This is a genomic window from Campylobacter sp. RM19073 (assembly GCF_024723495.1).
GTDB lineage: Bacteria > Campylobacterota > Campylobacteria > Campylobacterales > Campylobacteraceae > Campylobacter > Campylobacter porcelli.
In genome coordinates this window covers 91462-114942 of sequence record NZ_JANQCT010000002.1, presented here as the reverse complement: position 1 = coordinate 114942, position 23481 = coordinate 91462, and the positions used below count along the sequence as shown (strand labels likewise).

Sequence of the window (23481 nt, the reverse complement as noted above, 5' to 3'; positions counted from 1 at the left end):
CCAAGGCGGTAATACCGGCGGCACCTTAGCTCCAGATGTTGGAAATCAAAGCGGTAGCACAAGTGGCAGTACCAGCGGATCTAGCACGAGCAATCCTAGCATAGAAGCAACCACCAAGTCAGTGCAAAATGCCGTAAGTAGATATGGTGAGCTAAATTTGAAAATTGAAGAGATTGGCGATACTGTATTTTATAAAATTCAAAAAAATGGCAAAGATATAGCTTTGTATAACCCTGATTTAAATCTTCCGCTTGTGCAAAATAAAGGTCTAGTTAATTATGATATTAAAAAAGATGAAAATGGCGGTATAGAGATTATCAAAACTACAAATCAAGAAGCCGTCAAAGAGGCAAATGACGCTTCAAAGCTAAGCATAGATATGAACTATGTTGATATTAACAACCTTAATAAAAGGATGGGTGAATTAAGAGGTATAAATGCAACTACTGGTAGCTGGGCTAGGGTCTTAAGCGGTGAGGGTAGTGCTGATGGATTTGAAAATAGATTTACCCATATTCAAGCTGGTTTTGATAAACAAAGTCAAATTTCAAGCGGTTCTATCTTTAGCGGTATGACTATAACTCATACAAAAAATGATATAGATGGCAATAACGCAAAAGGCGATGTCAAAGCTATCGGAGGGGGATTTTATATATCTGGAGTGTTTGATAGTGGTTGGTATATAGATGCTATTGCAAAATATACTAGAAATAACCATAAAATGGATTATAACTTCCCAAATATGAGCTTAAGCTTTCTAAATACAGATTATAATACAAACTCACTCTATTTAGGTGGGGAATTTGGCTATAGGTTTGATTTTGATAATTTTTATTTTGAGCCACAAGCTGAGTTTGTATATCTAAATAATAGCGGAGCGACAATAAAAAATCAAAATGGCTTTGAGATGGATATTAAGGGGTCAGACTTGCTTGTAGGAAGGGCTGGATTTAACTTCGCAAGAGAGATTTGGCTAGGACATATCAGAGCTTACGCTCTTGGAGGGCTTAGCTATCAATGGGAGATGATGAAAAACTCAGAGATAGTTATAGATGGCGAGAGTGCTAAATATAACGACAAAGACTCTAGAATGCTTATGAATTTGGGTCTAAATATGATAGCTAGTGATAATCTAAGGATTGGCTTAACCTTGGAAAAATCAGCTTTTGGTGACTATGATACAGATTTAGCTGTGAATTTAAATGCTAGATATTCATTTTAATTTTAATAAGCGGAGTTGGATTTATTAACTCCGCTTGAGTTAAGAGCTAAAATAGTAATTATTAAGAAAAATTAAATTTTTAATAATTTTTGCTGGGTTGCCTACGACTATTTGGGACTTTGCAACAGAAGCGGCGGCTATTATGGCATTAACGCTGATATTTTTACCAAGCCTAATGTAGTGCCAAAATCTGTATAAAAGGGCAAATTTACAATCACACTCTCATCAACCTTAAGCTAGTTATGGCTGATAAATATGGCGTATCTTATCACGAGCAAGATACGCACCGCTTAGTTTTGCGACCTTTTCTCTATTTATTTTAACTAATTATTTAATATGATTAAAAAGCTCTGTGTTTGGCTTTATGATGCCATCAAATTTTATCATTTTACTACCTTTATCTCTACATTTTTTGAGTTTATAACTGCGTTGAAATCGCCATCAAATCTACCTAAGCGGATAATACCTTCATAAAAGGGCTGATTTTTGTAATAAATCACAAAATTACCCCACGGCGCAAAATACGAAATATCGCCCTTTTTCCCATCTGTGCTTGGCTCATCTCTTATATCAAGCGGTCTTGCTAATTTAGCGTATTTTTCAGCCACAGCGTAGTCTTTAAGCTCAATTTTTAATGGCAAAAGAGAGTAAAAATCCCTTGATATTTTGCTATCATTTAAAGTGGCAAAAACCTTGCCACTTTGGGTTATAAATACGATTTTCATCTCATTTGCTTTTAAATTTAGCACCAAAATCAACGCAAAAATTATGCGAAATATTACGAATTCATTTTAAAAAATTGCTCAAATTTATCAAATGGAATTTTGCCAGTAGTGTTATCATAAAGATCGGTATGAACGGCATTTGGGATAATTACAAGCTCTTTTTTATCGCCATTTATAGCACTAAAGGCATCTTGACTAAAATATAGAGAGTGAGCATTCTCTCCTGCTACGATTAAAGTAGGTGTATCAAGCTCAGAGATATAGCTTAAAATCGGCATATTTATAAATGGTAGTGAGTTTGTGATAGCCCATGCTCCATTTGAGTTTATTGAACGCTCGTGAAATCCACGCTTTGTTTTGTAAAACTGCGAATACTCAGCTACAAATTTTGGTGTTTTGTCAGTGATATTTTCTGGGCTAATTAGATGAGTTTCTTTATCTCCAAGTGCGATCACGCCTGTTTTTGTATCAATAAATCTTTGCTCATTCATCGCTTTTTTCATCTCTTTACGCTTATTTTTATCATCATTTGCGTCGTTATAACCTTTTGCCATAACTCTAGTCATATCATACATTACGCTTGTTGCAACTGCCTTTACTCTTGTATCTAAAATAGCAGCATTTAAGGCAAATCCGCCAAATCCACAAATACCCAAAATTCCGATTTTATCCCTATTTACGATATTTAAATTTCCAAGATAATCAACTGCTGCACTAAAATCTTCCGTGTTTATCTCTGGACTGCTGATATTTCGTGGTGTGCCACCGCTCTTTCCAGTAAAGCTAGGATCAAAAGCAAGTGTGATAAGACCACGCTCGGCTAGATTTTGGGCGTAAATTCCGCTTGATTGCTCTTTAACTGCACCATATGGACCGCTAATAGCTATCGCACCAGCCTTGCCATTTAAATTTTTAGGCACATAAAGGTTGCCGACTAAAACAATGCCATAGCGATTTTTAAATGTAACTTTTGCGTGATTAATCTTATTACTTTTAGTGAAAATTTTATCCCATTTTTGAGTTAAGGACACTGGCTCTAATGGGGATTTTTGTTCATATTTTTCATTTGCATTTGCTGAGATTAAAGAGGTGCTAAGCACGAAAGGCAAGGCTAGCTTTGTAAGTTTTTTATATTTTTTCCTTCAAATTTTGTATGATAATTTTACCTATTTTTATTCAAGAGATAGTAGCCTAATTTTATAAAATCCTTGCGATTTTAGGAATTTTGTGTGAGCTATCGGCGGCAAGCCATACATTCTAGCATACTCACGGCTAAATTGTGCCCAGCTCTCATAGCCCACCATCAAAGCCACGCTATGAGCATCAAGATTGCTATTTAGGAGTATATTTTTGGCCTCTTCAAGCCTTAAATGCTTTATAAACACAAGCGGGCTTACGCCTGTTATCTCTTTGAAATTTGAGTAAAAAGATGATGATGAGATATTAAAATTTCTTGCTAAATTTTCTATATTTATCTGATTTTTATAATTCATTTTTATCTCATTAATGGCTTTTAAAATAATATTTTTCATACTTCCATTTTGCGTATATGAGCGTAAAAAATCTCCCCCATCGCCACTTAAAAGCAGATATAAAATTTCTTTTTTTATTAAATTTGCTCTGAATTTATCGCTATTTTCAAGACTGATAAGTCTAAATATCGCATTAAGCAAATTTTTATCTAGCTCTCCAAAAAATAGCCCCAAATCTTTTGTATTGTTAAATTTATTAATGCCAATTTCTTTGATTATCTCTAAAATTTCATCTACACTAAATGCGATTTTAAGGGCAAGATATGGTGTTTTTGTGATTGCTGATTTGGCGCTTAGATACATTGGGGCTATTAAGTAGCGACTATTGTCATAATAAAATATCTGATTTTTTATCAAAACCTCCTTTTGTCCGCTTAAAATCACGCAAAATGATGGCTCATAAAATGTGTGGCTAAATTGGCTTTTTTATTAATTTTATAAAAATATAGCCACTCAAATTCACTACTAAATACGCCATTTTGCGGAAATTTATCATCTAAAATATTACAAATTTTATCCATCATTACAATGCCTTTAAACATAGATATATTTAAAATAATAAAATTACTTATACAATATATTGTAAATTGGTTTAATTCATTTAGTATTAAATTTATTTTGCTAGACTTATGGGTAAATTTTTATTGGAGGAAAAATGAGTTTATATAATAGAAATCTCTCATCACAACAAAATGAGTTTAGTCGCACTTATGAGAGTGAGCAGTCTATTAGTGCTAGAGCGACATTTGTTAAGCAGACTTATCAGCTTCTTAGTGCTTCGCTATTAGCTGCGACTGTGGGGGCATATATCGGCGTTGATTATGTTAAAAGCTTTAGCTGGATGCTTTTAATCCTTGAGCTTGGAATGCTTTTTGGTCTATTTTTCACACGCAAAAATCCAACTTTAGCTCTATTTTTGCTATTTGGATTTACTTTTGTAAGTGGTCTTACTTTAGGTCCAGTGCTTAATACCTATATAGGTGCTGGTATGGGGCATATCATCACTCAAGCATTTTTGATGACTACTGTGGCTTTTGGTGGGCTAACTCTTTTTGCTTTTAATACCAAAAGAGATTTTTCATCAATGGGTAAAATGCTATTTATCACACTAATTGTGATTGTGGTGGCTGGACTTTTAAATTTATTCTTTCAAAGTGCAGTTTTAGCCACTGTAATTTCAGCAGTTGGTGCGATACTATTTAGTGCTTATATCCTTTATGATACTCAGATGATTTTGCGTGGCGGATATGATAGTCCGGTGCTTGCGGCGGTTTCTTTGTATCTTGATATTTTAAATTTATTTATTTCACTTCTTAATCTTCTTGGTATATTTAATCGAGAATAAACTTAAGCTGCCTAGATGGCGGCTTAACTAAATTTTTAACTTTTTTTGCTATAATCACGGGCTAATTATACTATCAATCAAAGGATACTCGTGAGTTCAATTCTTCTTATTATTCAAGTTTTATTAGCGGTGATTTTGACTATTGTCATATTATTGCAAAAGAGTGCTTCTATGGGGCTTGGGGCTTATAGTGGGAGCAATGAGAGTTTATTTGGTGCTAAGGGGCCGGCTGGATTTTTAGCTAAATTTACATTTTTTATGGGCTTTTTATTTGTTATTAATACACTAGCTCTTGGTTATACCTATAATCAATCTTTGCGTGATTCGGTAGTAGATAGTGCTAAATTTGACTCGTTTAAATTGCCTGAGGCAGTGCCTACAGCACCATTAGCTCCAGTAATAGATAATAATACAACAGCCAACTAAAAGGATAGATATGCTAAATGAAATTTATAATAACCAAAAACAACACAACGATAAGGCTTTAGAGGCTTTAAAGCGTGATTTTACCACACTTCGCACCGGCAAGGTAAGTATTAATATTTTAGATCATATTCATGTGGATTACTATGGTAGTCCTACGGCGTTAAATCAAGTTGCTACTATCTTAACTACTGATGCAAGCACAATTACTATAACTCCATGGGAAAAGTCTATGCTAAAGACCATAGCCGCAGCTATCCAGGCTGCAAATATCGGAGTAAATCCAAACAATGATGGAGAGAGCGTTAAGCTATTTTTCCCTCCGATGACAACAGAGGATCGCCAAAAAAACGCTAAAGAGGCTAAAGCTATGGGCGAAAAAGCCAAGGTAGCCATCAGAAATATTCGCAAAGACGCAAATGATGATATTAAAAAGATAGAAAAAGATAAAACCCTAAGCGAAGATGAGATCAAAAAAGGCTATGATGAGGTGCAAAAAATCACCGATAATTACATCGCTAAAGTGGATCAAATAGTAAAAGATAAAGAAGCAGAGCTTTTAAAGGTTTAATATGAATTTAGAATCAATCTATAAAGAGGCTGGAGCATATCTACAAGGGCATTTTTTACTAAGTAGTGGAAATCACTCGCAGTTTTATCTCCAAAGTGCAAAGGTCTTAGAAGATCCGATTTTAACAGGTGTTTTGTGCGATAAATTATTTAACAAAATTTCTCAAGCTGGGGTTGAATTTGATAGTGTTTGCTCGCCTGCTCTTGGTGGAATTTTAGCCGGATATGAGCTAGCTAGAGCTGGTAAAAAGAGATTTATCTTTACTGAAAGAGTAGATAGCGTGATGACTCTTAGGCGTGGTTTTAGCGTGAAAAAGGGCGAAAAATTCATAATATGCGAAGATATAATCACAACTGGTGGTTCAGCCTTAGAGAGTGCTAAGATTATTGAGAGTTTAGGTGGTATTGTAGTGGGCTTTGCAGCGCTAGCTAATCGTGGATTTTGTGCGGTTAGTGGATTAAATAATGAGAAAAAAGATAGTTGTAAATTGCCAGATGATAAGCCGCTTTTTGCTCTTGGTAATTTTGAATTTGAGATTTACCCACCTGAGTCTTGTCCATTGTGTAAAGATGGCTCAAAAGCTATTAAACCAGGGAGCCGTGGCAACGCATGAGTAGGGCCATAGCCGCAAATATTTTTAGCAGAGTAAAGGCCTTTATCATGGATATGTTTTTTATCGCTGCTCCGCTTTTGTATATTATGACTTATGCTATTTTAAGTGGTAAAGATGAGTTTCAAAGCAATCAACTAGCCATCTTTTTAGTTTGGCTAGTTTTTGGTCTTATCCAATCTCTATTTTTTGCTTTTAAAGCACAAAGCCCAGGATATAAAGCCCAAGGGATCTATCTAGTTGGTTTAAATGGCAAGAAGGCGAATTTGATTATATACTTGCTTAGATATTTTTTCTTTATTACTACATTTATTTTTGGTGGATCGCTTTTTTGTTTTTTTAGAAAAGATAAGCGAAATTTGCACGATATATTAGCAGGGACAATCGTAGTTCAAAAGAGTTATTAAGAGTTTATTTATCTTAATTTGATATTATTGCACTTGCAAATTTAATTAAGGATTATGATATGTCAGTAACTTTCAAAGGTACAGCAGTAGAGTTAGAAGGAAAAGGTGTAAATGTAGGTCAAGTAGCTCCAGAAGTTGAGCTAGTAGGTAAAGATCTATCTACTATAAGCGTGGGCGGAGCAAGTGGCAAATATCAAGTATTAATAGTCGTTCCAAGCCTAGATACTGGAGTTTGTGCTACTGAAGCTAGAACATTTAATCAAAAAGTAGCTAGCAAAAGCAATGTAGAAGCTACAGTTATATCGCTCGATCTTCCATTTGCTATGGGGAGATTTTGCTCGACTGAAGGGATTGAAAATTTAAGAGTAGCTAGTGATTTTAAAGGTGCTAAATTTGGCAAAGAGTATGGCGTTTTACTAGCTAGTAGCCCACTTGCGGGGTTATTAACTCGCTCTATTTTCGTGCTTGATCCAAATGGCGTTGTGGTCTATAAAGAGCTAGTTAGCGAAATCACAACTGAGCCAAACTACGATGCAGCATTAAAAGCTATAGGCGGTGGCTGCGGCTGCGGTTGCTCTCATTAAGTAAATTTTAAGCGTGATTAAATTTATCATATCACGCTTTTTGGTGAAATTTTAAGTTGTGTATCGCTTTTAAATTTCACCATCTATCGCTATTTTTAAATCCATTTTCTACTATTTTGCTATTTAAAGATTTTTATTATTGTATAATTTTGACAATGAACTACCCTATAAAAGGAAAAAGATGAATTTAAGCCTTAAATTTAGACCAACTAAAATTGAGAATATGGTAGGTCATAAGGAGATTAGAGAGATTTTTGCTAAATTTATAGATAATAAAAATATCCCACATAGCCTATTTTACGGCACGGCTGGAAGCGGTAAGACCACTATGGCTAGGATCATTGCCAAGCAGATGGATTATGAATTTTTCGAGCTTGATGGGGCGAATTTAAAAAGCGAGGATATACGAAGGATTATAGCTAAATTTGACGGGTCGCTCTATTTGCCGCTTATATTTATCGATGAATTTCACCGCCTTAGCAAGACTCAGCAAGAGACTCTTTTGATCCCGATGGAAGAAAGAAAGTGTATAATAATAGGCGCCACAACTGAAAATCCAAAATTTATAGTAAGTAGCGGAATTCGCTCTAGAATGATGATATTTGAGTTTAAGCCGCTATCATACGCAGATTTAGAAGAGTTATTAAATGATATACAAAAAAATATCTATTTTACTATAGATGAAGGTGCTAAGGAGTATTTGATTAGCTCAAGCTCAGGCGATGCTAGAAGTATGTTAAATCTACTTGAATATGCCATAAGCGTGGATAAAAATATAAATTTAGATACTTTAAAAACATTGCGATGCTCTAGCTTTAGCGAAGGAAGTAGTAGCAAGGATACCCACTATAGCCTAATAAGTGCGATGATAAAAAGCTTAAGGGGTAGCGATGTTGATGCGTCGATATACTACCTTGCAAGGCTTATAGCAGCTGGTGAGGAGCCTGAATTTTTAGCTAGGAGAATGGTGATTTTCGCTAGTGAAGATATAGGAAATGCTAACCCAAATGCCCTAAATATCGCTACAAATGCTATGCTAGCAGTATCTAAAATAGGCTATCCAGAAGCTAGAATTATCCTAAGTCAATGTGCTGTTTATCTAGCTAGTTCGCCAAAATCAAACTCTAGCTATAAGGCTATAAATTTCGCACTTGATTATATAAGTAAAAATCCATCAATGCCGGTTTTACCATATCTTATCAATACAGATGTGGCTAAAAAAGATTATTTGTATCCGCATGATTTTGGTGGTTGGGTAGAGCAAAAATATATGCAAAAAGATATTAAATTTTATAATAGCAACTCTATTGGGTTTGAAAAAACCTTAGATGATTGGCTTTTAAAAATTAAAGGAAAAATTTAAATTCCAATAAAGATTAATAGGGTTTTTATAATCTTAATTTAAGTTTTGATTATGATTAAATTTGCTAGAATAGCCAGTTTGTAAATTAATTGGGGGGGGGTAGAGGTTGCATAGAGAGCTATTTTATATCGCTGGATTTGATCCTAGAAGTCCAAAATACTACTACTCCATCTTTAAAAATAATATAAATAAAACAAGCGCAATAGAGCAAGATCAACTAAATTTAGGCAAACTAAAAAAAGATGAGCTATTCTATTTTGATATAGAGTATAAAGGGTGTAAGACTAGATATAATTTTTTAGCTTGGAATGATATAGCTAGTAAGCATTTTTGTAAGGGATTTTTAGATATTTTTAATGCACTTTTTGCCTCTTTGGTTGGACATCTTTTTTCTGGTGTATCACGCATGGTGGCTAAGCATTCACGCACTCAATTAATCGCTGGATACTACCCTATACTCTCTATTTTATCTATATATTTTTTTATTGGATTGATCTGTTATGTGCTTAGCAATTTTATAGAAAGTGTGATTTTATGGCTAGTAATCTCTATTTTTATACTCTATTTTAGTAGTAAAGCGATATTCTATCTTGGTAATAAAGCTGGGATATTTTGGCTACTTAGTATATATAGATTTTGCTATAGATATGCTAAGGGCGAGATTGATGGCATTGAAGCAAGAAATGAGAGCTTTGCTAATGAGATTATAAAGAGTTTAAAAAATAGTCAAAATATTAGTAGCGAGATTATGGTTGTAGCTCATAGTGTTGGGAGTATTATAGCTATTAGTAGCGTAGCTAATGTGATAAGAAAGTGTAAAGCCCTTGGAGTGGATATATCAAATTTAAAGCTTGTATTAATCGGTGGTTGCACACCTTTGGCATCTTTTCATAACCATGGGGATAAATTTAAAAACGATCTTGAAGTAGTAGCAAACTCTGGTATTACCTGGCTAGATTTTAGCTCTAAGATTGATGGGGCGTGCTTTTTTATGGTTGATTATGTCAAGCTTTTAGATAGAAGTGTTAAAAATTCGCCAAATTTAATATCTGTAAGATTTTTTAAAATTTATGATAAACAAACATATAAAAATATAAGGTATAAGTGGTATGAAGTGCATTTTTTATATCTTAAGGCGACTCAAATTCGTGGTGGATATGACTATTTTTACTTAGTTGCAGATCCTAACAAACTTGAATATAAGAAATTTTAAAGGAGCTAATATGGGAGTATGTCCATTTCATCCAAAACCACATAATAATAAGGCTGGATTGATAACGACCTTTTTGCTTAAACGCAGATCATGGCTAGATGGGCTTTATGTCAAGAGCTATAAGATGAGATCTGGTAGAGTGAAGATGCCTGGATTTGATCTATTTGTAGTAAATGACCCAAATGAAGTTCGCAAAATTATGATTGATAATGTCAAGGAATTCCCAAAAAGCGATCTACTTCACGAGCTTTTAAAGCCACTTTTAGGCATGAGTATCTTTACTACCAATGGCGAAGTGTGGAAAAAGCAAAGAGAGCTTTTACGACCTAGCTTTGAGATGACTAGGATTAGCAAGGTTTTTGATCTTATGAGTAGTGCGGCTGCTGATATGATGGATAGATTTAGGAAGTATGAAGATGGCTCTATTATCGAAGTTGATGAGCATATGACTTTTGTAACTGCAGATGTTATATTTCGCACCATTATGAGTGCAAAGCTTGATGAAGAAAAAGGTAAAGAGATCTTACACGCATTTGTAACATTCCAAGAAGAGACCGCTAGAACGGCTATTAGGAAGTTTTTTTGTGTGCCACAATGGCTATCAAATATACTTGGAGAGAATAAAAGAATGAAAGCTGGAGAGATAATAAGGCAAAATCTCTCAAATATTATCAAGCCTAGATATGATAATTACGCTAATGATACGCATTGTGATATTTTATCATCGCTTTTACACACTATCGATGCTGATAGTAATCAAAGATTTAGCTTTGAAGAGATTTTAGATCAGGTTTCCATGCTATTTTTAGCAGGTCATGAGACTACAGCTAGTTCGCTTACATGGACGCTATACTGCTTAAGCCTTGATCAAGATGCACAGCAAAAGGCGTATAATGAGGTAATTAGCATTAATAAAGATGGCAAATTTAGCATCTCTGATATAAAAAATATGAGATATTTAACTAATGTTTTTAAAGAGGCACTTAGGCTATATCCGCCAGTTGGCTTTTTTGCTAGACAAAGCAAAAATGATACTAAAATTAGGGATAAGGTATTAAAAAAAGGCTCTGGCGTGGTTGTGGCACCATGGCTTATTCATAGGCATGAGGATTTTTGGGATGCTCCACATGAGTTTAGACCAGATAGGCATAATGATGATATTCCAAAAGAGAAGTATATGCCATTTGGGCTAGGTGAGCGAATTTGTATCGGACAAGGCTTTGCTATGCAAGAGGCGATTATAATTTTGGCTAATATTTTAAGAGAATTTAAATTGGAGTTAAAAGATGGCTTTATCCCTGATGTGGTTGGTAGGCTCACTGTGCGTTCGGCTAATGGCATGATGATTAAGATGACGCGAAGGCAGTGAATTTGAGATTAAAGGAGAAGATAGTTGGGACGGCACTTTTGTGTGTGCTTGTCCCGATGGCTATAATTGGGTATATTTATATTGTTATTGTTGGCACTTTTGGCGATCCAACTCGTGCTAGACAAGGCGTTAGAGCACTTGATCACTTCGTAAATGCTACTATATTTAATGGCTATGCTTGGGAGTCCGTATCTAGCCATGCGTGGAGAATGCGTCATAAAAGATGGGCTAAAATAGTGATATTTATCACAGATAAATTTCAAAAAAACCACTGCCAAAGAGCAAATAAAAGAGAGCAGCCAATTATCGATTTAATGCTAAGCAGAAGACTAAATGAGCAAACAATAGGTAAAAGAAAATTTGATAAAAGGCGTTGATTAGCCATTTATTAATCGATTTTAATGTAGAATTATAAACTACTCAAATTTGGAAAGATTATAAAATGAAAAGATTATTATTAATTTTAGCTATTTTTACAACTTCATCTATAGCTGCGGTGCAAACAGAATCTATAAACTCAGCAAATTCGGTAGTTTCATCTACTCAATCATTTACTACAAATACACAAGATTTAAACCAAACTACATATAATTTTCAGCCGGTACAAACCGTGTTTGGAGAGAATTTATTTAATGGCAATTTCACGATGGTTAGTCAGCATATCTATAATCCTGATTATATTTTAGCCATTGGAGATATGGTAAATGTGAAGCTTTGGGGGGCGTATGAGTTTGAAAAACAACTTACTATAGACTCTCAAGGAAATATATTTTTGCCAAAAGTTGGCGTTATCAAGCTTTTGGGCGTGAAAAACTCAAATTTAGTCGCGACAATCTCAAAAAGCGTAAAAAAGGTATTTAAAGAGAATGTCCATGTCTATGCTGATATGGGAATTTATCAAAATGTATCTGTATTTGTAACTGGCAATGTCAATAGACCTGGTCTTTATCAAGGGCTTAGCTCAGATTCACTTATCCAATTCATAGATAAAGCTGGTGGCATAAATCCGCAGTATGGTAGCTTTCGTGATATTATAGTTGTTCGTAATAATCAGCCTTATAAAAAAGTGGATTTATATGATTTTATGGTTGATGGCAAGATAGAGATGTTTGCGCTTAAAAATGGAGATGTGATATTAGTAGGTAGCGTTGGGGCGTATATGAGTGCTAGTGGCGAGGTGCTTCGCTCATATAGATTTGAGGCAAAAGATAAGACAATGAGCTTAAAAGAGTTAGCTAGATTAGCTGGTATTAAACCAGTTGTTACTCAAGCGATTGTAAGAAGTCATGCAGATAATAGTCAAATTCAAATCAATAGCTATCCACTAGCTAAATTCGATTCTATTAACTTAAGGGCTGGAGATGCGGTTGAGTTTATGACTGATCACTCTGCTAGTGAAGTGCGTGTAAATATAGATGGAGAGCATAGTGGCTCTCGTGCGATAGTTATGCCAAAGGGTGCTACTCTTGGAGATTTGATGGATAAGATCGGCTTTAATCCACAATCAAATATAGACGCACTTCAGCTATTTAGAAAAAGTGTGGCTAAAATGCAAAAAAATTTGATTGATTCACACCTAAGAGAGCTAGAATCCATAGCCCTTACTACCTCATCAGATACAACCCAAGAAGCGCAGATTAGAGCGACTGAGGCTAAGGCAATTTTGGATTTTATAGAGCGTGCTAGAATGGTTGAGCCTAAGGGTCAAGTGGTGATTAGCAATAAAGATGATATTTATCAAATTGTATTACAAGAAGATGATACCATCTATATACCAACAAAGGATAATATAGTAATTGTCCAAGGCGAGGTATCAATGCCAGGAGCATTTACTCATGTGGCTAACTCTGATATTGAAGATTATATCAAGATGGCTGGGGATTTAAGCTCTAGGGCTGATAGCAGTAGAGTTATACTAGTTTCAGCCAATGGTAAAGCTGGTAAATTCAAAGCCTCTAGCGGAGAGGATGTCTATCCTGGGGATTCGATTTTGGTTTTACCAAAGGTAGAGACCAAAATGCTACAAGCTACAAGTATTTTAACTCAAATTTTATACCAATTAGCCATAGCTGCTAAGGTGGTTATAGATTTGTAAAAACTATAAATAGAATAAATTTGATTTATTCTATTTAATTATCTTTATTATTCAGGATCATCTGTAAATGGGTTGTTTTTATATATTATAGTATATCTACCAACAAAGATTAAAAAGAGCAATCCAACTAATATAGCTGGAATTGTAATATAAAAAATATCCCAAATTTGGGCTAAAAATAGCTTTGATATAGTAGCGATGGCTAGTAGAATAATTCCTATTTTACCACAGATTGGTAGGTTTAAAGTTGCTTGTCCGCTATGTCTAAGCGATGATACATTAAATACAAAAAAGATAAATCCTATAGTGCTCCAAATGGTAATCCCATGTAATATTGTGCTGGTAAAATTAAGCCCAAATAGCAAATCAACCCCCAAAGCTAGATATATTAGCCCGCTTCCAAATAATAAAATATAGTATATAAATGTATAATGTGTGCTTAGAAATACTCTATGATGCCATTGTGATATTTGACTTAGGATAATTAATCCAGCTCCAGCACAGATAAATCCAGAAGTAGTATTATCTAATCTTAAAATATCGCACAAAGCAAGGGCTAAAAGAGAGATATAGGAGATATTTTTTAAAATTGGATTTGGGATAAATATATATGAATTATCTTTAAATTTTCTATCTAAAGCCAATCTAGCAAGCACAGTACTAATCCTAAATCCAATTAAAATAATTCCACCCATAAAGCAGTGTATTAATGCATAGGGCTTAGGCTCGTAAATAACCCCATAAAATTCAATAAAAGCAATAAAACAAAGAAGAAAAATCAAGCTAAAATTATCATAATTCTTAGCTTTTATCAGCCAAATTAAGGTCGTTATAGCTATAAAGCTCCATAAAAATGCTATAAAAATAGAGCCATTAAAGCCTAAAATTTGAGTTGATAAAGCTAGAATTAATAATATAAATCCAATTACGCTATAAGGCAACAAACTCCCCTTATAATCAGCCCAATCGCTCACAGCAGTAAGCAAAAAGCCCACAAAAGCACTAGAGACAAAAAGCTCTATAAATATAAATTTATGAAATGATATAAAATCGCCAATATTAAATATCAGTATAATTGTCCCAAAAATAGCAAATAATCCACTCATTATAAAAAATAGTCTCATAGGGTGGATAAAAAAATCATAAATTAACTCTTTTAAACTACTAATCAAAGTAAATTCTCCCTTTAAATTCGCTATTAAAAAGCTCTTTTATAAATTTTTCATCTCTATTTTTTTGATTTATTTTTAGAGTTTTTTCTATTTGCATTTGAGTTTGTGATAAAAAAATTATAATATCAGATAGCTTACAAGCCTCATAAGCATCATGAGTAACTAAAATAGCGGCTTTATTATTTGATTTTATGGCTGAATTTAATTTCTCCATTAATATTTGACGCATGGTAAAATCAATACCACTAAATGGCTCATCAAGCAATATCAAATCCCCATTATAAGCCAAAGCTCTAATAAAAGCTACCCTAGCTCTCATACCGCCACTTAGTTCATTGGGATATTTTTTAGCATCTATTTTGCTAAGACCTAAATCGCTAAGGTTATCATATATCCACTTTGGATCTGCTCTTTTCATCACTAAGGCGATATTTTCATAGACGCTTAAACTATCAAAAAGGCGGTGCTCTTGAAATATATATGAGATTTTGCCACTATGATTTATAATTCCATCTTTTGGTTTTAAAATAGAGCTAATTAGCCTTAAAAATGTGCTTTTTCCACATCCAGAAGGACCAAAAAGTGTTACAATCTGACCTAAATTTAGACTTAAGGAAAAATCTTTAATTATAGGCTTTTGAGCTATATAATAGCTTAAGTTTTCAACTCTTAAAATACTCATCAACTCTCCTTAAGCCAAGGCAGAAATATAATCTTTATAGGCTTTATAAAAAGAAAATTAAATAGCAAAATAAACCCAATCATAATCGTAACATAAGCTAAAACTTCAGTAGTATCTAGGTAAGTTCTAGCATCTGCGATTTTAGCCCCAACTCCATCGCTAGCACCAAGTAGCTCAGCCATAATCATAATCTTAATTCCCATAGCAGTTATGATATTTAGCGAATTTAAAAGATATGGCAAGATATGTGGCAGATAGTAGGCTTTTAATCTTTTGAATAAATTTAATTTATAAGCGATACAAACTTCATCTAGCCTATCATCAAGAGTAATCACACTAAGCATAGAATTTGCAAAGCTTAAAGGAAAAATTGCTATAAATACAGAAAAAATCACACTCACACTTCCAATCCCAAACCAAAACAAACTTATAACAATCCATATAATTGGTGGAATGGCTAAAAATATATCCATCAGTGGTTTAAATAATCTAGCTAATGTCTTAAAGCTTCCAGCTATTACGCCTAAAATCCAGCCAATAATAAAGGCAAAAACTATGCTAATAGTTGTTCTATATATTGTTAGTAAAATTTGATTATCACTACTTGCGATAATCTCAAGTGAGCGTTGAAGGACATTAAGCGGGGCTGGTAAGATAAATTCCCCACTAATCTTAGAGCCAATATGCCACACTCCTAAAAATAGAGCTATGATTCCAAGCCCACTAAGTCCTTCTATTAGGTAGTTGCTAATTTTATGAAAAGCGTTAAGTCTTATGGCGTTACCATCTTGTGTTATCATAAATATATCTCTTTGCTAGGCATTTTTCCACCTATGAGTTTTGGATTTATATCATAGATTATGCTAAAAAATCTATCTAAATTATCAGAAATATCTTTACATCTATCCACTCTCAAATTGGCATAAGCTATAGCCTCTTTTATCGCTGGTTGTGGTACAAGTAGGTATTTAGAGCCAAATTGTGCTGCTAGGTCAGGACTAGAGTTTATCCATATTAAAGCATCTTTTAAATCTTGATGAAAAGTATTGAAAAATTCTATATTTTTTTGATAAAAGCTACCATTTACTATCAATCCAGCTTGCGGAATTATAGGGGCTTGCTTAAATGTATCAGCCCATATTTTTTGTATATCTAAAGCTCGTTTTATATCAACTCCATTTTTCTTAGCTGCTAAACCCATTGCCGATCCCATAGGCTCAGATATAAGGATATTATCAAAATCTTTTTTTAAAAACATCATCATCGCTTCAGGTGGAGTTTGGACATATGTGATATTGATTTTGTCTAAATTTATGTTATTTTTTATACATAATGATCTAAAAACAATATCTGGCAAATCATTTTTAAATGCCATAATTAGTTTTTTACCCTCTAAATCCTTTAATGAGCTTAAATTTTTATCCTTGCTAAATATGTAGTTTAATCCATTTGTTAAGATATTTAGCATCTTAATATCAAGTCCTTGATTTGCCAAATTTAGTCCTACATTTACAGGTGAGCTTGATAGCAAAAACGAATCACTTGCAAATCCAGCTCTTAATTGATCAGGATTTCTCCACTCTTTATAGTTTAGGTTTATTAAATCTTTTGCCATTCCTTGCTTTATTGCTACAGCCACAATAAGCGATATAATCGCAGGCGCATTCCAAATATCAACTCTATTTTTATTACCAAAGAGTAAATTTGGAATACTCAAAACACCCAAAGACCCAAGAGCTAAAATCGAACTTTTTTGTAAAAAATCTCTTCTATTATTCATCATTATCTCCTAAAATTTGCCATTAAATGAAACATAAAATCCCCTACCTGGTGCATCCACTGCAGATGGCTCTATGGCTTCTACATGCGAACCGCTAATATATTCACTATATTTTTTATTAAAAATATTATTAACACCAAATCTGGCTTCCCAATTACCCTTAATAGCAATACTTGCATATAGATCAAATATAGCAAATCCGCCTGTTTTATTATCTATACCAAGACCGCTATTTTTATCAAAATCACCTCTATTTTGACTAGCCACAGCTCTCATGGCAGCACCTATAGAGTATTTGCCAAATTTGGTATAATTTTGATAATCTAAATTTAAAGTCATCTCAAGTGGTGCTATTTGATAAAGAGGTCTATTATCGCTTTTATTTTCTCCGTAATTATAATATATATTTGTTTTAAAACCAAAATTTTCTAAAAAATTATAGCTTAGATTTCCATTAAGGCTATATAGCCTCGCATCGATATTCCTAGATATTACATTGCCTTTTGTGGCTATGGATTTACTGCGATCTAAAATTATAAAATCATTAGCCCAATCAGCGATAAAATGCCCTCCAATTTGCCAAGAATCATTATCAAATTTAGAACTCATATAGTCTATGAAATTGCTATTTTTTAGTTTAAATTCAGTTTTTATTCTATTTCTACGCTCTGGATTTAAATTTGGGTTTGATGCCCAGCCTTGAGCGTTTGCGCCATTTAAGGAGACAAATCTCTCATCATTGCTAGGAATTCTCTCAATGCTTTCTAAACTCAAAGAGTAAATTTGAGTATCATCAGGGGTAAAATCATATCTAGTAGCCATACTTAAAGCGTCTTGATTTATATCTCCATCAAATATATCTCCATAGTGGTTTTTCCATATAATTTGTGGAGTTATATTAATCACACCATTACTTTGGACTACATCATTTAAGGCTTTGATTTTTGCTTTATTATAATCATATTCTAATCCAATTGATATAGCGTGAGCTGGCGAAATACTATATTTTATTGTATCAAATAGATTAAACTCATCTACTTCTATATCTGGAAATCTATAGCCGTTAAATTTAAATTCACTCCGATTATTTGCTTTGGCGTATCGTTTTGCTATGTGATTATCATGCGTGTAGCCAATTCCAATTAGATTATGAAAGCTTAAAATATCTTTATCATATTTTACACTAGTATTAAAAATATCCCTATCTACTCTCATCTTTACTTGATTTGCGTTATTTTGACGATTTGAGAAGTTATCAGCTTCTCGATCTAATTTAATATAAGAAAGATCAAAATTTAAAGTATCAGATAGATCATTAAACCCAAATCTATAATTAATCTTAGAAACATAACGCCTTGTATATAGTAGATCCATCGTATGTTGAGGTTGTTTATCATTTTTTATATTATCTTCTAAAAAGCTAAATTTAATCTCATTAAATGGATCAAACACATAGCCTAATATTAAATTTACTCCATCTCGATTATAACCAAAATTAATCTTATCTCCATTAGCACTTCTATATGGGGTGGCATTGGTTGTGTGAGCATTTAATGTAGTATAGAGATTAGACTCTCTAGCTCTTAATAATATGGTGCTATAATTTTTTATGATCAAAATACCCGCCACTTATATGAAATAGATCTAAGGATTTATCAATTATATCTGTAACTCGGTAATATGAAGTGCGAAAAGTTCTATCAAATCGATTCTCTAGATAGTAGCCAAGAGTGATATTTGGATTGATTAATGGCGGTGGAGAGAATTGCTTTAAAGGTGTTATTTCTTTAGGATTAGCTAAATTTTCTGCTTGTAAATTTAAATTTGCAATCATAGTTAAAGCCAAGCAAGAATAGCCTAAATTTTTACTCATTTTTATACCTTGAGAATTAATATTAAAATCAAATTCTAGCTTAGTTAAACTTAATTTAATATAAAAATTTAGATATTTCATCAAAGAAATTTAATAATATCTTAAAAAAAAGAATTTATATTTTTATTAAATTATAAATTTAATTTTTATTCTTATTATGCTAGAATTTAGCAATCAAATTTATAATTAGGCGATCAAATGTCCTCTAAACAACTCTCACTCAAAGCTCTTAGCGTTCCTATATTTTTTGAATTATTTTTGCGGTATTTGTCGCTTATTATCAATACCTTAATGGTCGCAGCATACTCAAATTTCTTAGTTGGGGCTATGGGTGCTGGAAATCAAATTTTAGATATTTTTATCACGATTTTTACATTTTTAAGTATTGGTTGTTCGGTTGTAATATCTCAAGCTATCGGTGCTAAAAACAGCTATTTAGCCTCTAAGGCGATACATCAAAGTTTATTTTTAAATTTCATTTTAGGTTTAGTATGTGGGGCTGGGATATTGTGGCATGGGGAGTGGATTTTAGAGCTTATGAATGTCCCACAAGAGCTAATGAGACAAAGCACAATTTATCTATATATGCTTGGAATTTGCCTATTTTTTGATGCAGTTGGGATCGTGCTAGCTTCTATAATTCGTGTTTATAATAGAGCTTATAGTGTTATGTTTGTGACTGTTTTTATGGATGGAGTTACATTAATTGGGAACTTTTATGTATTAAATTTTACTCAAAGTGAGCTTTTTGGCGTAGGGCTATCTACTATAATAGGGCGAGTTTTGGCTATATTAATTTTGATATTTATACTCATTTATATAGTTAAATTTAAGCTAAAATTAATCGAATTTGTCACAATTGAACGAGAAGTAATAGCCAAAATTATGAAAATTGGCGGCTGGTCAGCTGGCGAAAATCTGCTTTGGATCGTGCAATATACAATAGCTTTTGGCTTTGTAGCTAGTCTTGGCAAGGAGAATTTAAGCGTCCAAACCATATATTTTCAAATTTCCTTATTTATAATGTTAATTGGTCAAGCAATCAGCGTCGCAAATGAGATAATAATTGGCAAATTAGTAGGTGCTAAAAAACTCCAAATCGCATATAAACACACTTGGAGAGCGTTATATATCAGCCTTTTAGCCTCATTTTTAGTAGCTCTTAGCAGCTATTTAGCACAAAATCAAACTATGAGTATCTTAAATTTAAATGATATTTTAAAAGAGATTATGATACCTCTATTTGCTCTTTCTATATTTCTTGAAGTCGCTAGAACATTTAATATTATAATGGTAAATTCACTTCGTGCTAGTGGCGATGCTAGATTTTGCTTTTTTAGTGGGGTGATATTTATGTTTGGGATTTCTTTGCCTGTTGGATATGTTTTATGTTTTTATTTTGGACTTGGAATTGTGGGTGTTTGGATTGGATTTTGTGCTGATGAGGCCTTGCGTGGTATGACAAACGCATTAAGATGGAAGAGCAAAAAGTGGCAAAATAAGGCCGTAGTATAAAATAAGATAAAAATTATATTAATCAAATTTAAACTAAATCTGCGTAAAAATATGCTTGAAAGATTGCTTTCAAAATATGATAAAATCGAAGTTTAAGTTTAATTTTATTGACAAAAAAATTAAAATTCATTACAATTTCATTTAACATTTTTATCTTTTTGGGAAGGAGGATAAAGTGCAAGGTAATAGTAATAACTCTACATTTATGTGGTTTTTAGTTGTTGTAGCGATCATTATTGTGGCTGCTGGATATACTTTTTACAATGCTAAGGGTATGTCTTATTTTAGCGATGATAGTGCAGCCTGTAATAACTGCCATGTTATGAATGATGTATATGCTAGCTGGCGTAAAAGTGCCCACTCAAGAGAGATAAACGGCAAGCCATTAGCAAGCTGTAATGACTGCCATTTACCTAATGAATTTGTGGATAAATGGATAGCTAAAGCTCAAAGTGGTATATCACACGCTTATGCATTTACCTTTAAATTAGATGATTTACCTCAAAATTTCACTGCAACTAAAATGAGTAAAAATATGGTACAAGCAAACTGCGTTCGCTGCCACTCTCAAATGGTATCAGTAGTGGTAAATCCAACAACAACTATAAATCACGCTAATGAACAGCTAAGCTGCGTTAAATGTCACGCTAGCGTAGGCCACACTCGTGGGTTCTAAGATTGATTTTAGTAATAGAGTAAATTTAACTTTTATAGAAAGGATAGGAGTATGAAAAAGGCTCTTTTGGCGGTATTAGCCATCATTGTTTTGATCGGCTTTGTTTTATTTAACAAAGACATTTCAAACAAAAAAGCTCAGCCTGATATGGCTGGTGTAGTCTCTAAAGATGTGGTGAATATGAGCGATGATGATCCACGCTTTAATGTTTGGGGTAAAAATTTCCCTGAATATATAGATATGTATCAAACAGTTGAAACTGAAGCTCCGTTTGAGACTGAATTTGGTGGAAATCACTCATATTCTAAATTGATTAGATACCCACAACTTACGGTTTTATGGGCTGGTTATCCATTCTCTATAGATGCAAATGAAGAGCGTGGCCACTTCTGGATTCAAGTAGATCAAATGGATACAGCAAGAAACAATAAAGATTTCTTAAATTCACATGGTTTTCCTGCTTTTAACGGTCAGCCAGCTGCCTGTATGAATTGCCATAGCGGTTGGACAAAATGGCTAGAAAATAACGCTGCTTTAGGCGATACGCCTCGTGAAAAATGGGTCTCATTTAATAGTGCTAAATACTGGACAATGATCAAAAATGTCCCAGCATTAGAAGGCATCACAGAAAATAGCCCAGAACACAGTGGCCCTCATGGCGGTAAAAGAATGGGTGTTGCCTGTGCTGATTGCCATGTGCCAAATACAATGGAACTTCGTGTAACTCGCACCGCTTTAATCAATGCTTTGACAAAATGGAGAGGCTATGAGCCAGATCCTGTAACAGGTGTGAAAGCTACTAGAAGTGAGATGAGAAGCTTAGTTTGTGCGCAATGCCATGTTGAGTACTATTTCCGCCCAACAGGTGAAAAAGTCAAAACTATCGGTGAATCAATCGCTAATGATACAGATAAAAAATGGTGGAACGGCACTCAAAAAACTTATGATGAATTTGATAGCTGGAGAGATGGTAATAAAGCTACTGAAATTGAAGTTGATGGTATTGAGCTAGTATTCCCATGGAAACAATGGGGCAAAAATAAACCATTTAGAATTGAGATGTTTGATGAGTATTACGATGAAGATGTAACTCGCTCTATATTCCCACAAGATTGGGCTCACAAAATTACAAAAGCACCAATGCTAAAAATCCAGCACCCTGAAACAGAGCTATACTCAAGCTCAGTCCATGCTGCAAATGGTGTAAGCTGTGCTGATTGTCATATGCCATATGTGAGAAAAGGCTCAAGCAAAATGACAAATCACAATGTAACATCTCCGCTTAAAGATATTAACGCTGCTTGTAAAAGCTGCCATACTCAAAGCGAAGAGGAGCTAAAAGCACAAATCAAAGATATACAAAGATCAATCGCATTTGATCTAAGATCAGTAGAGTATGCTACAGTAAGCCTAATAAACGATATTAAAAATATGCGTGATAGACTAGGCGCACTTCCTGAGTTTCAAACAGATGGCAAAGCAGATGACAAAAAAATCTCTGCAGTGTTAAAAGAAGTTTTAGAATTACATAGAAAAGGTCAAATGAGAGGCGACTTTGTGGGTGCTGAAAACTCAACTGGCTTCCATAGCCCAAGAGAAGCTAGTAGAATGCTACTTCAAGCTTTAGAAATGGCTAGAATGGGTCAAACCAAACTAAGCGAAATAGCTCTTGAATATGGATTTAGTGATTTTAAAACTAGCAATTTAGGTTTTGAGGATATTCAAAAATTAAATCCAGGTGAAATTCGCTATAAAGTGGATCTAAATGACGCTCGTCAAAGCACAGGTAAAAACCATAAAGCTGGCGATCGCTATTATGAACACAGCAATATAAATGATAACCCAGATGCTAAACTTCTAGAATTAGATAAAAATAACAAACCTTATAACCATAAGGTTCTTGACTAATCCTAGATTTACAAGGTGGGGCTTACGCCCTACCTTTAATATTATCTCTTAGATACAAATATTTAAAATTACTTTTATCCAATTAATATACTTTTAAGTACTATAAATTTAGGTTAATACTTAATTTATAATTTAGCTTTCACTATCTTACCCTTAGTTATTATAACTTTTTAGCGATATTTTAGGCTCTGACACAAGGAGATATACGGTTTAAAAAGGCGGAGTGGTGATTTACGATTTTATTAAATGATAGCTAGTATTGTGTGATTATCGCACTTTATCTTATAGTATATTATGCTAAATAAAAATATCTATTAGCTAAATTTGATGAGAATTTATGTTTATATCTATAAATTTGCTATTATTTTATTTTTAACCAATTGATATATAAGCAAACTGCCTTGTCGCTTTAATTT

The 23481-nt window shown here is 33.5% G+C and carries 25 protein-coding genes; 15 read left to right on the top strand and 10 right to left on the bottom strand.

All coding sequences use genetic code 11. The annotated features are described in order from the left end of the window. The coding region (locus tag CSUIS19073_RS01905) for an autotransporter outer membrane beta-barrel domain-containing protein (protein WP_337214374.1) at positions 1 to 1222 on the top strand (1222 nt) is incomplete at its 5' end. 383 nt (positions 1223 to 1605) lie between these two features. On the opposite strand, the gene CSUIS19073_RS01900 is transcribed toward CSUIS19073_RS01905, so the two are convergent. The 4 genes from CSUIS19073_RS01900 to CSUIS19073_RS01885 form a co-directional block, all read right to left on the bottom strand. Beyond that, the gene (locus CSUIS19073_RS01900) at positions 1606 to 1947 is read right to left on the bottom strand and encodes a cyclophilin-like fold protein (protein ID WP_086242376.1); all 342 of its coding nucleotides are present in this window, start codon (positions 1945 to 1947) and stop codon (positions 1606 to 1608) included. 53 nt (positions 1948 to 2000) lie between these two features. Continuing rightward, complete coding sequence (locus CSUIS19073_RS01895; protein WP_236845281.1) at positions 2001 to 2978, bottom strand: alpha/beta hydrolase; 978 nt, start codon at positions 2976 to 2978, stop codon at positions 2001 to 2003. Positions 2979 to 3119: 141 nt separating this feature from the next. Continuing rightward, complete coding sequence (locus CSUIS19073_RS01890) at positions 3120 to 3863, bottom strand: AraC family transcriptional regulator (protein WP_086242330.1); 744 nt, start codon at positions 3861 to 3863, stop codon at positions 3120 to 3122. Beyond that, a complete protein-coding gene (locus tag CSUIS19073_RS01885; protein WP_180379373.1) occupies positions 3860 to 4003 on the bottom strand; it encodes a hypothetical protein in 144 nt (47 codons plus the stop codon). Before CSUIS19073_RS01885 ends, CSUIS19073_RS01890 begins: the two co-directional genes overlap by 4 nt. 131 nt (positions 4004 to 4134) lie before the next feature. Here CSUIS19073_RS01885 and CSUIS19073_RS01880 point away from each other — a divergent pair, with 131 nt between their 5' ends. The 11 genes from CSUIS19073_RS01880 (at position 4135) to CSUIS19073_RS01830 (ending at position 13459) form a co-directional block, all read left to right on the top strand. Continuing rightward, a complete protein-coding gene (locus tag CSUIS19073_RS01880; protein WP_086237081.1) occupies positions 4135 to 4824 on the top strand; it encodes a Bax inhibitor-1/YccA family protein in 690 nt (229 codons plus the stop codon). A gap of 90 nt (positions 4825 to 4914) precedes the next feature. Beyond that, positions 4915 to 5250, top strand: coding sequence for a preprotein translocase subunit SecG (gene secG, locus CSUIS19073_RS01875; RefSeq protein WP_086242331.1), 336 nt, complete (start codon positions 4915 to 4917; stop codon positions 5248 to 5250). Positions 5251 to 5260: 10 nt separating this feature from the next. Beyond that, complete coding sequence (frr, locus tag CSUIS19073_RS01870) at positions 5261 to 5818, top strand: ribosome recycling factor (RefSeq protein ID WP_086242332.1); 558 nt, start codon at positions 5261 to 5263, stop codon at positions 5816 to 5818. A gap of 1 nt (position 5819) precedes the next feature. Further along, positions 5820 to 6431: an orotate phosphoribosyltransferase gene (pyrE, locus tag CSUIS19073_RS01865; RefSeq protein ID WP_086242333.1), complete on the top strand. Its 612-nt coding sequence runs from the start codon at positions 5820 to 5822 to the stop codon at positions 6429 to 6431. Continuing rightward, on the top strand, positions 6428 to 6835 hold the full coding sequence (locus CSUIS19073_RS01860) for an RDD family protein (protein WP_086242334.1): 408 nt from the start codon (positions 6428 to 6430) through the stop codon (positions 6833 to 6835). Before pyrE ends, CSUIS19073_RS01860 begins: the two co-directional genes overlap by 4 nt. Before the next feature lie 59 nt (positions 6836 to 6894). Further along, entirely contained in the window at positions 6895 to 7419 is a 525-nt protein-coding gene (gene tpx, locus CSUIS19073_RS01855) for a thiol peroxidase (protein WP_086237076.1), read from the top strand. 181 nt (positions 7420 to 7600) lie between these two features. Beyond that, positions 7601 to 8782 (top strand): replication-associated recombination protein A, encoded by a 1182-nt coding sequence (locus CSUIS19073_RS01850; RefSeq protein WP_086242335.1) that lies wholly within the window; start codon positions 7601 to 7603, stop codon positions 8780 to 8782. A gap of 106 nt (positions 8783 to 8888) precedes the next feature. Continuing rightward, on the top strand, positions 8889 to 9995 hold the full coding sequence (locus CSUIS19073_RS01845) for an alpha/beta hydrolase (RefSeq protein WP_086237074.1): 1107 nt from the start codon (positions 8889 to 8891) through the stop codon (positions 9993 to 9995). 10 nt (positions 9996 to 10005) lie between these two features. Further along, a complete protein-coding gene (locus tag CSUIS19073_RS01840; protein WP_086242336.1) occupies positions 10006 to 11364 on the top strand; it encodes a cytochrome P450 in 1359 nt (452 codons plus the stop codon). A 56-nt stretch (positions 11365 to 11420) separates the two neighbouring features. Then, entirely contained in the window at positions 11421 to 11741 is a 321-nt protein-coding gene (locus CSUIS19073_RS01835) for a hypothetical protein (protein ID WP_086237275.1), read from the top strand. A 65-nt stretch (positions 11742 to 11806) separates the two neighbouring features. Further along, a complete protein-coding gene (locus CSUIS19073_RS01830; protein ID WP_086242337.1) occupies positions 11807 to 13459 on the top strand; it encodes a polysaccharide biosynthesis/export family protein in 1653 nt (550 codons plus the stop codon). A 47-nt stretch (positions 13460 to 13506) separates the two neighbouring features. Here the strand turns inward: CSUIS19073_RS01830 and CSUIS19073_RS01825 are convergent, their stop codons facing one another. Genes CSUIS19073_RS01825 through CSUIS19073_RS01800 form a run of 6 tightly spaced genes read right to left on the bottom strand, consistent with a single transcriptional unit; the run spans position 13507 to position 18966 of the window. Continuing rightward, a complete protein-coding gene (locus CSUIS19073_RS01825) occupies positions 13507 to 14631 on the bottom strand; it encodes an NnrS family protein (protein WP_086237071.1) in 1125 nt (374 codons plus the stop codon). Continuing rightward, positions 14624 to 15313, bottom strand: a complete 690-nt coding sequence (locus CSUIS19073_RS01820) for an ATP-binding cassette domain-containing protein (protein WP_086237070.1) — start codon at positions 15311 to 15313, stop codon at positions 14624 to 14626. Before CSUIS19073_RS01820 ends, CSUIS19073_RS01825 begins: the two co-directional genes overlap by 8 nt. Next, positions 15313 to 16113 (bottom strand): ABC transporter permease, encoded by an 801-nt coding sequence (locus CSUIS19073_RS01815; protein WP_086237069.1) that lies wholly within the window; start codon positions 16111 to 16113, stop codon positions 15313 to 15315. The genes CSUIS19073_RS01820 and CSUIS19073_RS01815 overlap by 1 nt, the downstream gene beginning before the upstream one ends. Continuing rightward, the gene (locus tag CSUIS19073_RS01810) at positions 16110 to 17093 is read right to left on the bottom strand and encodes an ABC transporter substrate-binding protein (RefSeq protein ID WP_086242338.1); all 984 of its coding nucleotides are present in this window, start codon (positions 17091 to 17093) and stop codon (positions 16110 to 16112) included. Before CSUIS19073_RS01810 ends, CSUIS19073_RS01815 begins: the two co-directional genes overlap by 4 nt. A 9-nt stretch (positions 17094 to 17102) precedes the next feature. After that, positions 17103 to 18710, bottom strand: coding sequence for a TonB-dependent receptor domain-containing protein (locus CSUIS19073_RS01805; protein ID WP_086242339.1), 1608 nt, complete (start codon positions 18708 to 18710; stop codon positions 17103 to 17105). Next, entirely contained in the window at positions 18691 to 18966 is a 276-nt protein-coding gene (locus CSUIS19073_RS01800) for a hypothetical protein (protein WP_086293411.1), read from the bottom strand. Before CSUIS19073_RS01800 ends, CSUIS19073_RS01805 begins: the two co-directional genes overlap by 20 nt. Before the next feature lie 198 nt (positions 18967 to 19164). Between CSUIS19073_RS01800 and CSUIS19073_RS01795 the strand changes: the two genes are divergently transcribed. The 3 genes from CSUIS19073_RS01795 to CSUIS19073_RS01785 all read left to right on the top strand — a co-directional run bounded on the left by CSUIS19073_RS01795 (position 19165) and on the right by CSUIS19073_RS01785 (position 23065). Continuing rightward, positions 19165 to 20481, top strand: a complete 1317-nt coding sequence (locus CSUIS19073_RS01795; RefSeq protein ID WP_086237065.1) for an MATE family efflux transporter — start codon at positions 19165 to 19167, stop codon at positions 20479 to 20481. Between the two features lie 205 nt (positions 20482 to 20686). Next, positions 20687 to 21157, top strand: a complete 471-nt coding sequence (gene nrfH, locus CSUIS19073_RS01790) for a cytochrome c nitrite reductase small subunit (RefSeq protein WP_086237274.1) — start codon at positions 20687 to 20689, stop codon at positions 21155 to 21157. A 51-nt stretch (positions 21158 to 21208) separates the two neighbouring features. Continuing rightward, positions 21209 to 23065, top strand: a complete 1857-nt coding sequence (locus CSUIS19073_RS01785) for an ammonia-forming cytochrome c nitrite reductase subunit c552 (protein ID WP_086242341.1) — start codon at positions 21209 to 21211, stop codon at positions 23063 to 23065. Positions 23066 to 23481: the final 416 nt, after the last annotated feature.

What these genes read in the sequence shown, in the direction of transcription:
- CSUIS19073_RS01900 (WP_086242376.1), bottom strand. Translation starts at nt 1,947, where the DNA reads ATGAAAATCGTATTTATAACCCAAAGTGGCAAGGTTTTTGCCACTTTA.
- CSUIS19073_RS01885 (WP_180379373.1), bottom strand. Translation starts at nt 4,003, where the DNA reads ATGATGGATAAAATTTGTAATATTTTAGATGATAAATTTCCGCAAAAT.
- CSUIS19073_RS01880 (WP_086237081.1), top strand. Translation starts at nt 4,135, where the DNA reads ATGAGTTTATATAATAGAAATCTCTCATCACAACAAAATGAGTTTAGT.
- frr (WP_086242332.1), top strand. Translation starts at nt 5,261, where the DNA reads ATGCTAAATGAAATTTATAATAACCAAAAACAACACAACGATAAGGCT.
- pyrE (WP_086242333.1), top strand. Translation starts at nt 5,820, where the DNA reads ATGAATTTAGAATCAATCTATAAAGAGGCTGGAGCATATCTACAAGGG.
- CSUIS19073_RS01860 (WP_086242334.1), top strand. Translation starts at nt 6,428, where the DNA reads ATGAGTAGGGCCATAGCCGCAAATATTTTTAGCAGAGTAAAGGCCTTT.
- tpx (WP_086237076.1), top strand. Translation starts at nt 6,895, where the DNA reads ATGTCAGTAACTTTCAAAGGTACAGCAGTAGAGTTAGAAGGAAAAGGT.
- CSUIS19073_RS01850 (WP_086242335.1), top strand. Translation starts at nt 7,601, where the DNA reads ATGAATTTAAGCCTTAAATTTAGACCAACTAAAATTGAGAATATGGTA.
- CSUIS19073_RS01840 (WP_086242336.1), top strand. Translation starts at nt 10,006, where the DNA reads ATGGGAGTATGTCCATTTCATCCAAAACCACATAATAATAAGGCTGGA.
- CSUIS19073_RS01835 (WP_086237275.1), top strand. Translation starts at nt 11,421, where the DNA reads ATGGCTATAATTGGGTATATTTATATTGTTATTGTTGGCACTTTTGGC.
- CSUIS19073_RS01830 (WP_086242337.1), top strand. Translation starts at nt 11,807, where the DNA reads ATGAAAAGATTATTATTAATTTTAGCTATTTTTACAACTTCATCTATA.
- CSUIS19073_RS01820 (WP_086237070.1), bottom strand. Translation starts at nt 15,313, where the DNA reads ATGAGTATTTTAAGAGTTGAAAACTTAAGCTATTATATAGCTCAAAAG.
- CSUIS19073_RS01815 (WP_086237069.1), bottom strand. Translation starts at nt 16,113, where the DNA reads ATGATAACACAAGATGGTAACGCCATAAGACTTAACGCTTTTCATAAA.
- CSUIS19073_RS01810 (WP_086242338.1), bottom strand. Translation starts at nt 17,093, where the DNA reads ATGAATAATAGAAGAGATTTTTTACAAAAAAGTTCGATTTTAGCTCTT.
- CSUIS19073_RS01800 (WP_086293411.1), bottom strand. Translation starts at nt 18,966, where the DNA reads ATGAGTAAAAATTTAGGCTATTCTTGCTTGGCTTTAACTATGATTGCA.
- CSUIS19073_RS01795 (WP_086237065.1), top strand. Translation starts at nt 19,165, where the DNA reads ATGTCCTCTAAACAACTCTCACTCAAAGCTCTTAGCGTTCCTATATTT.
- nrfH (WP_086237274.1), top strand. Translation starts at nt 20,687, where the DNA reads ATGTGGTTTTTAGTTGTTGTAGCGATCATTATTGTGGCTGCTGGATAT.
- CSUIS19073_RS01785 (WP_086242341.1), top strand. Translation starts at nt 21,209, where the DNA reads ATGAAAAAGGCTCTTTTGGCGGTATTAGCCATCATTGTTTTGATCGGC.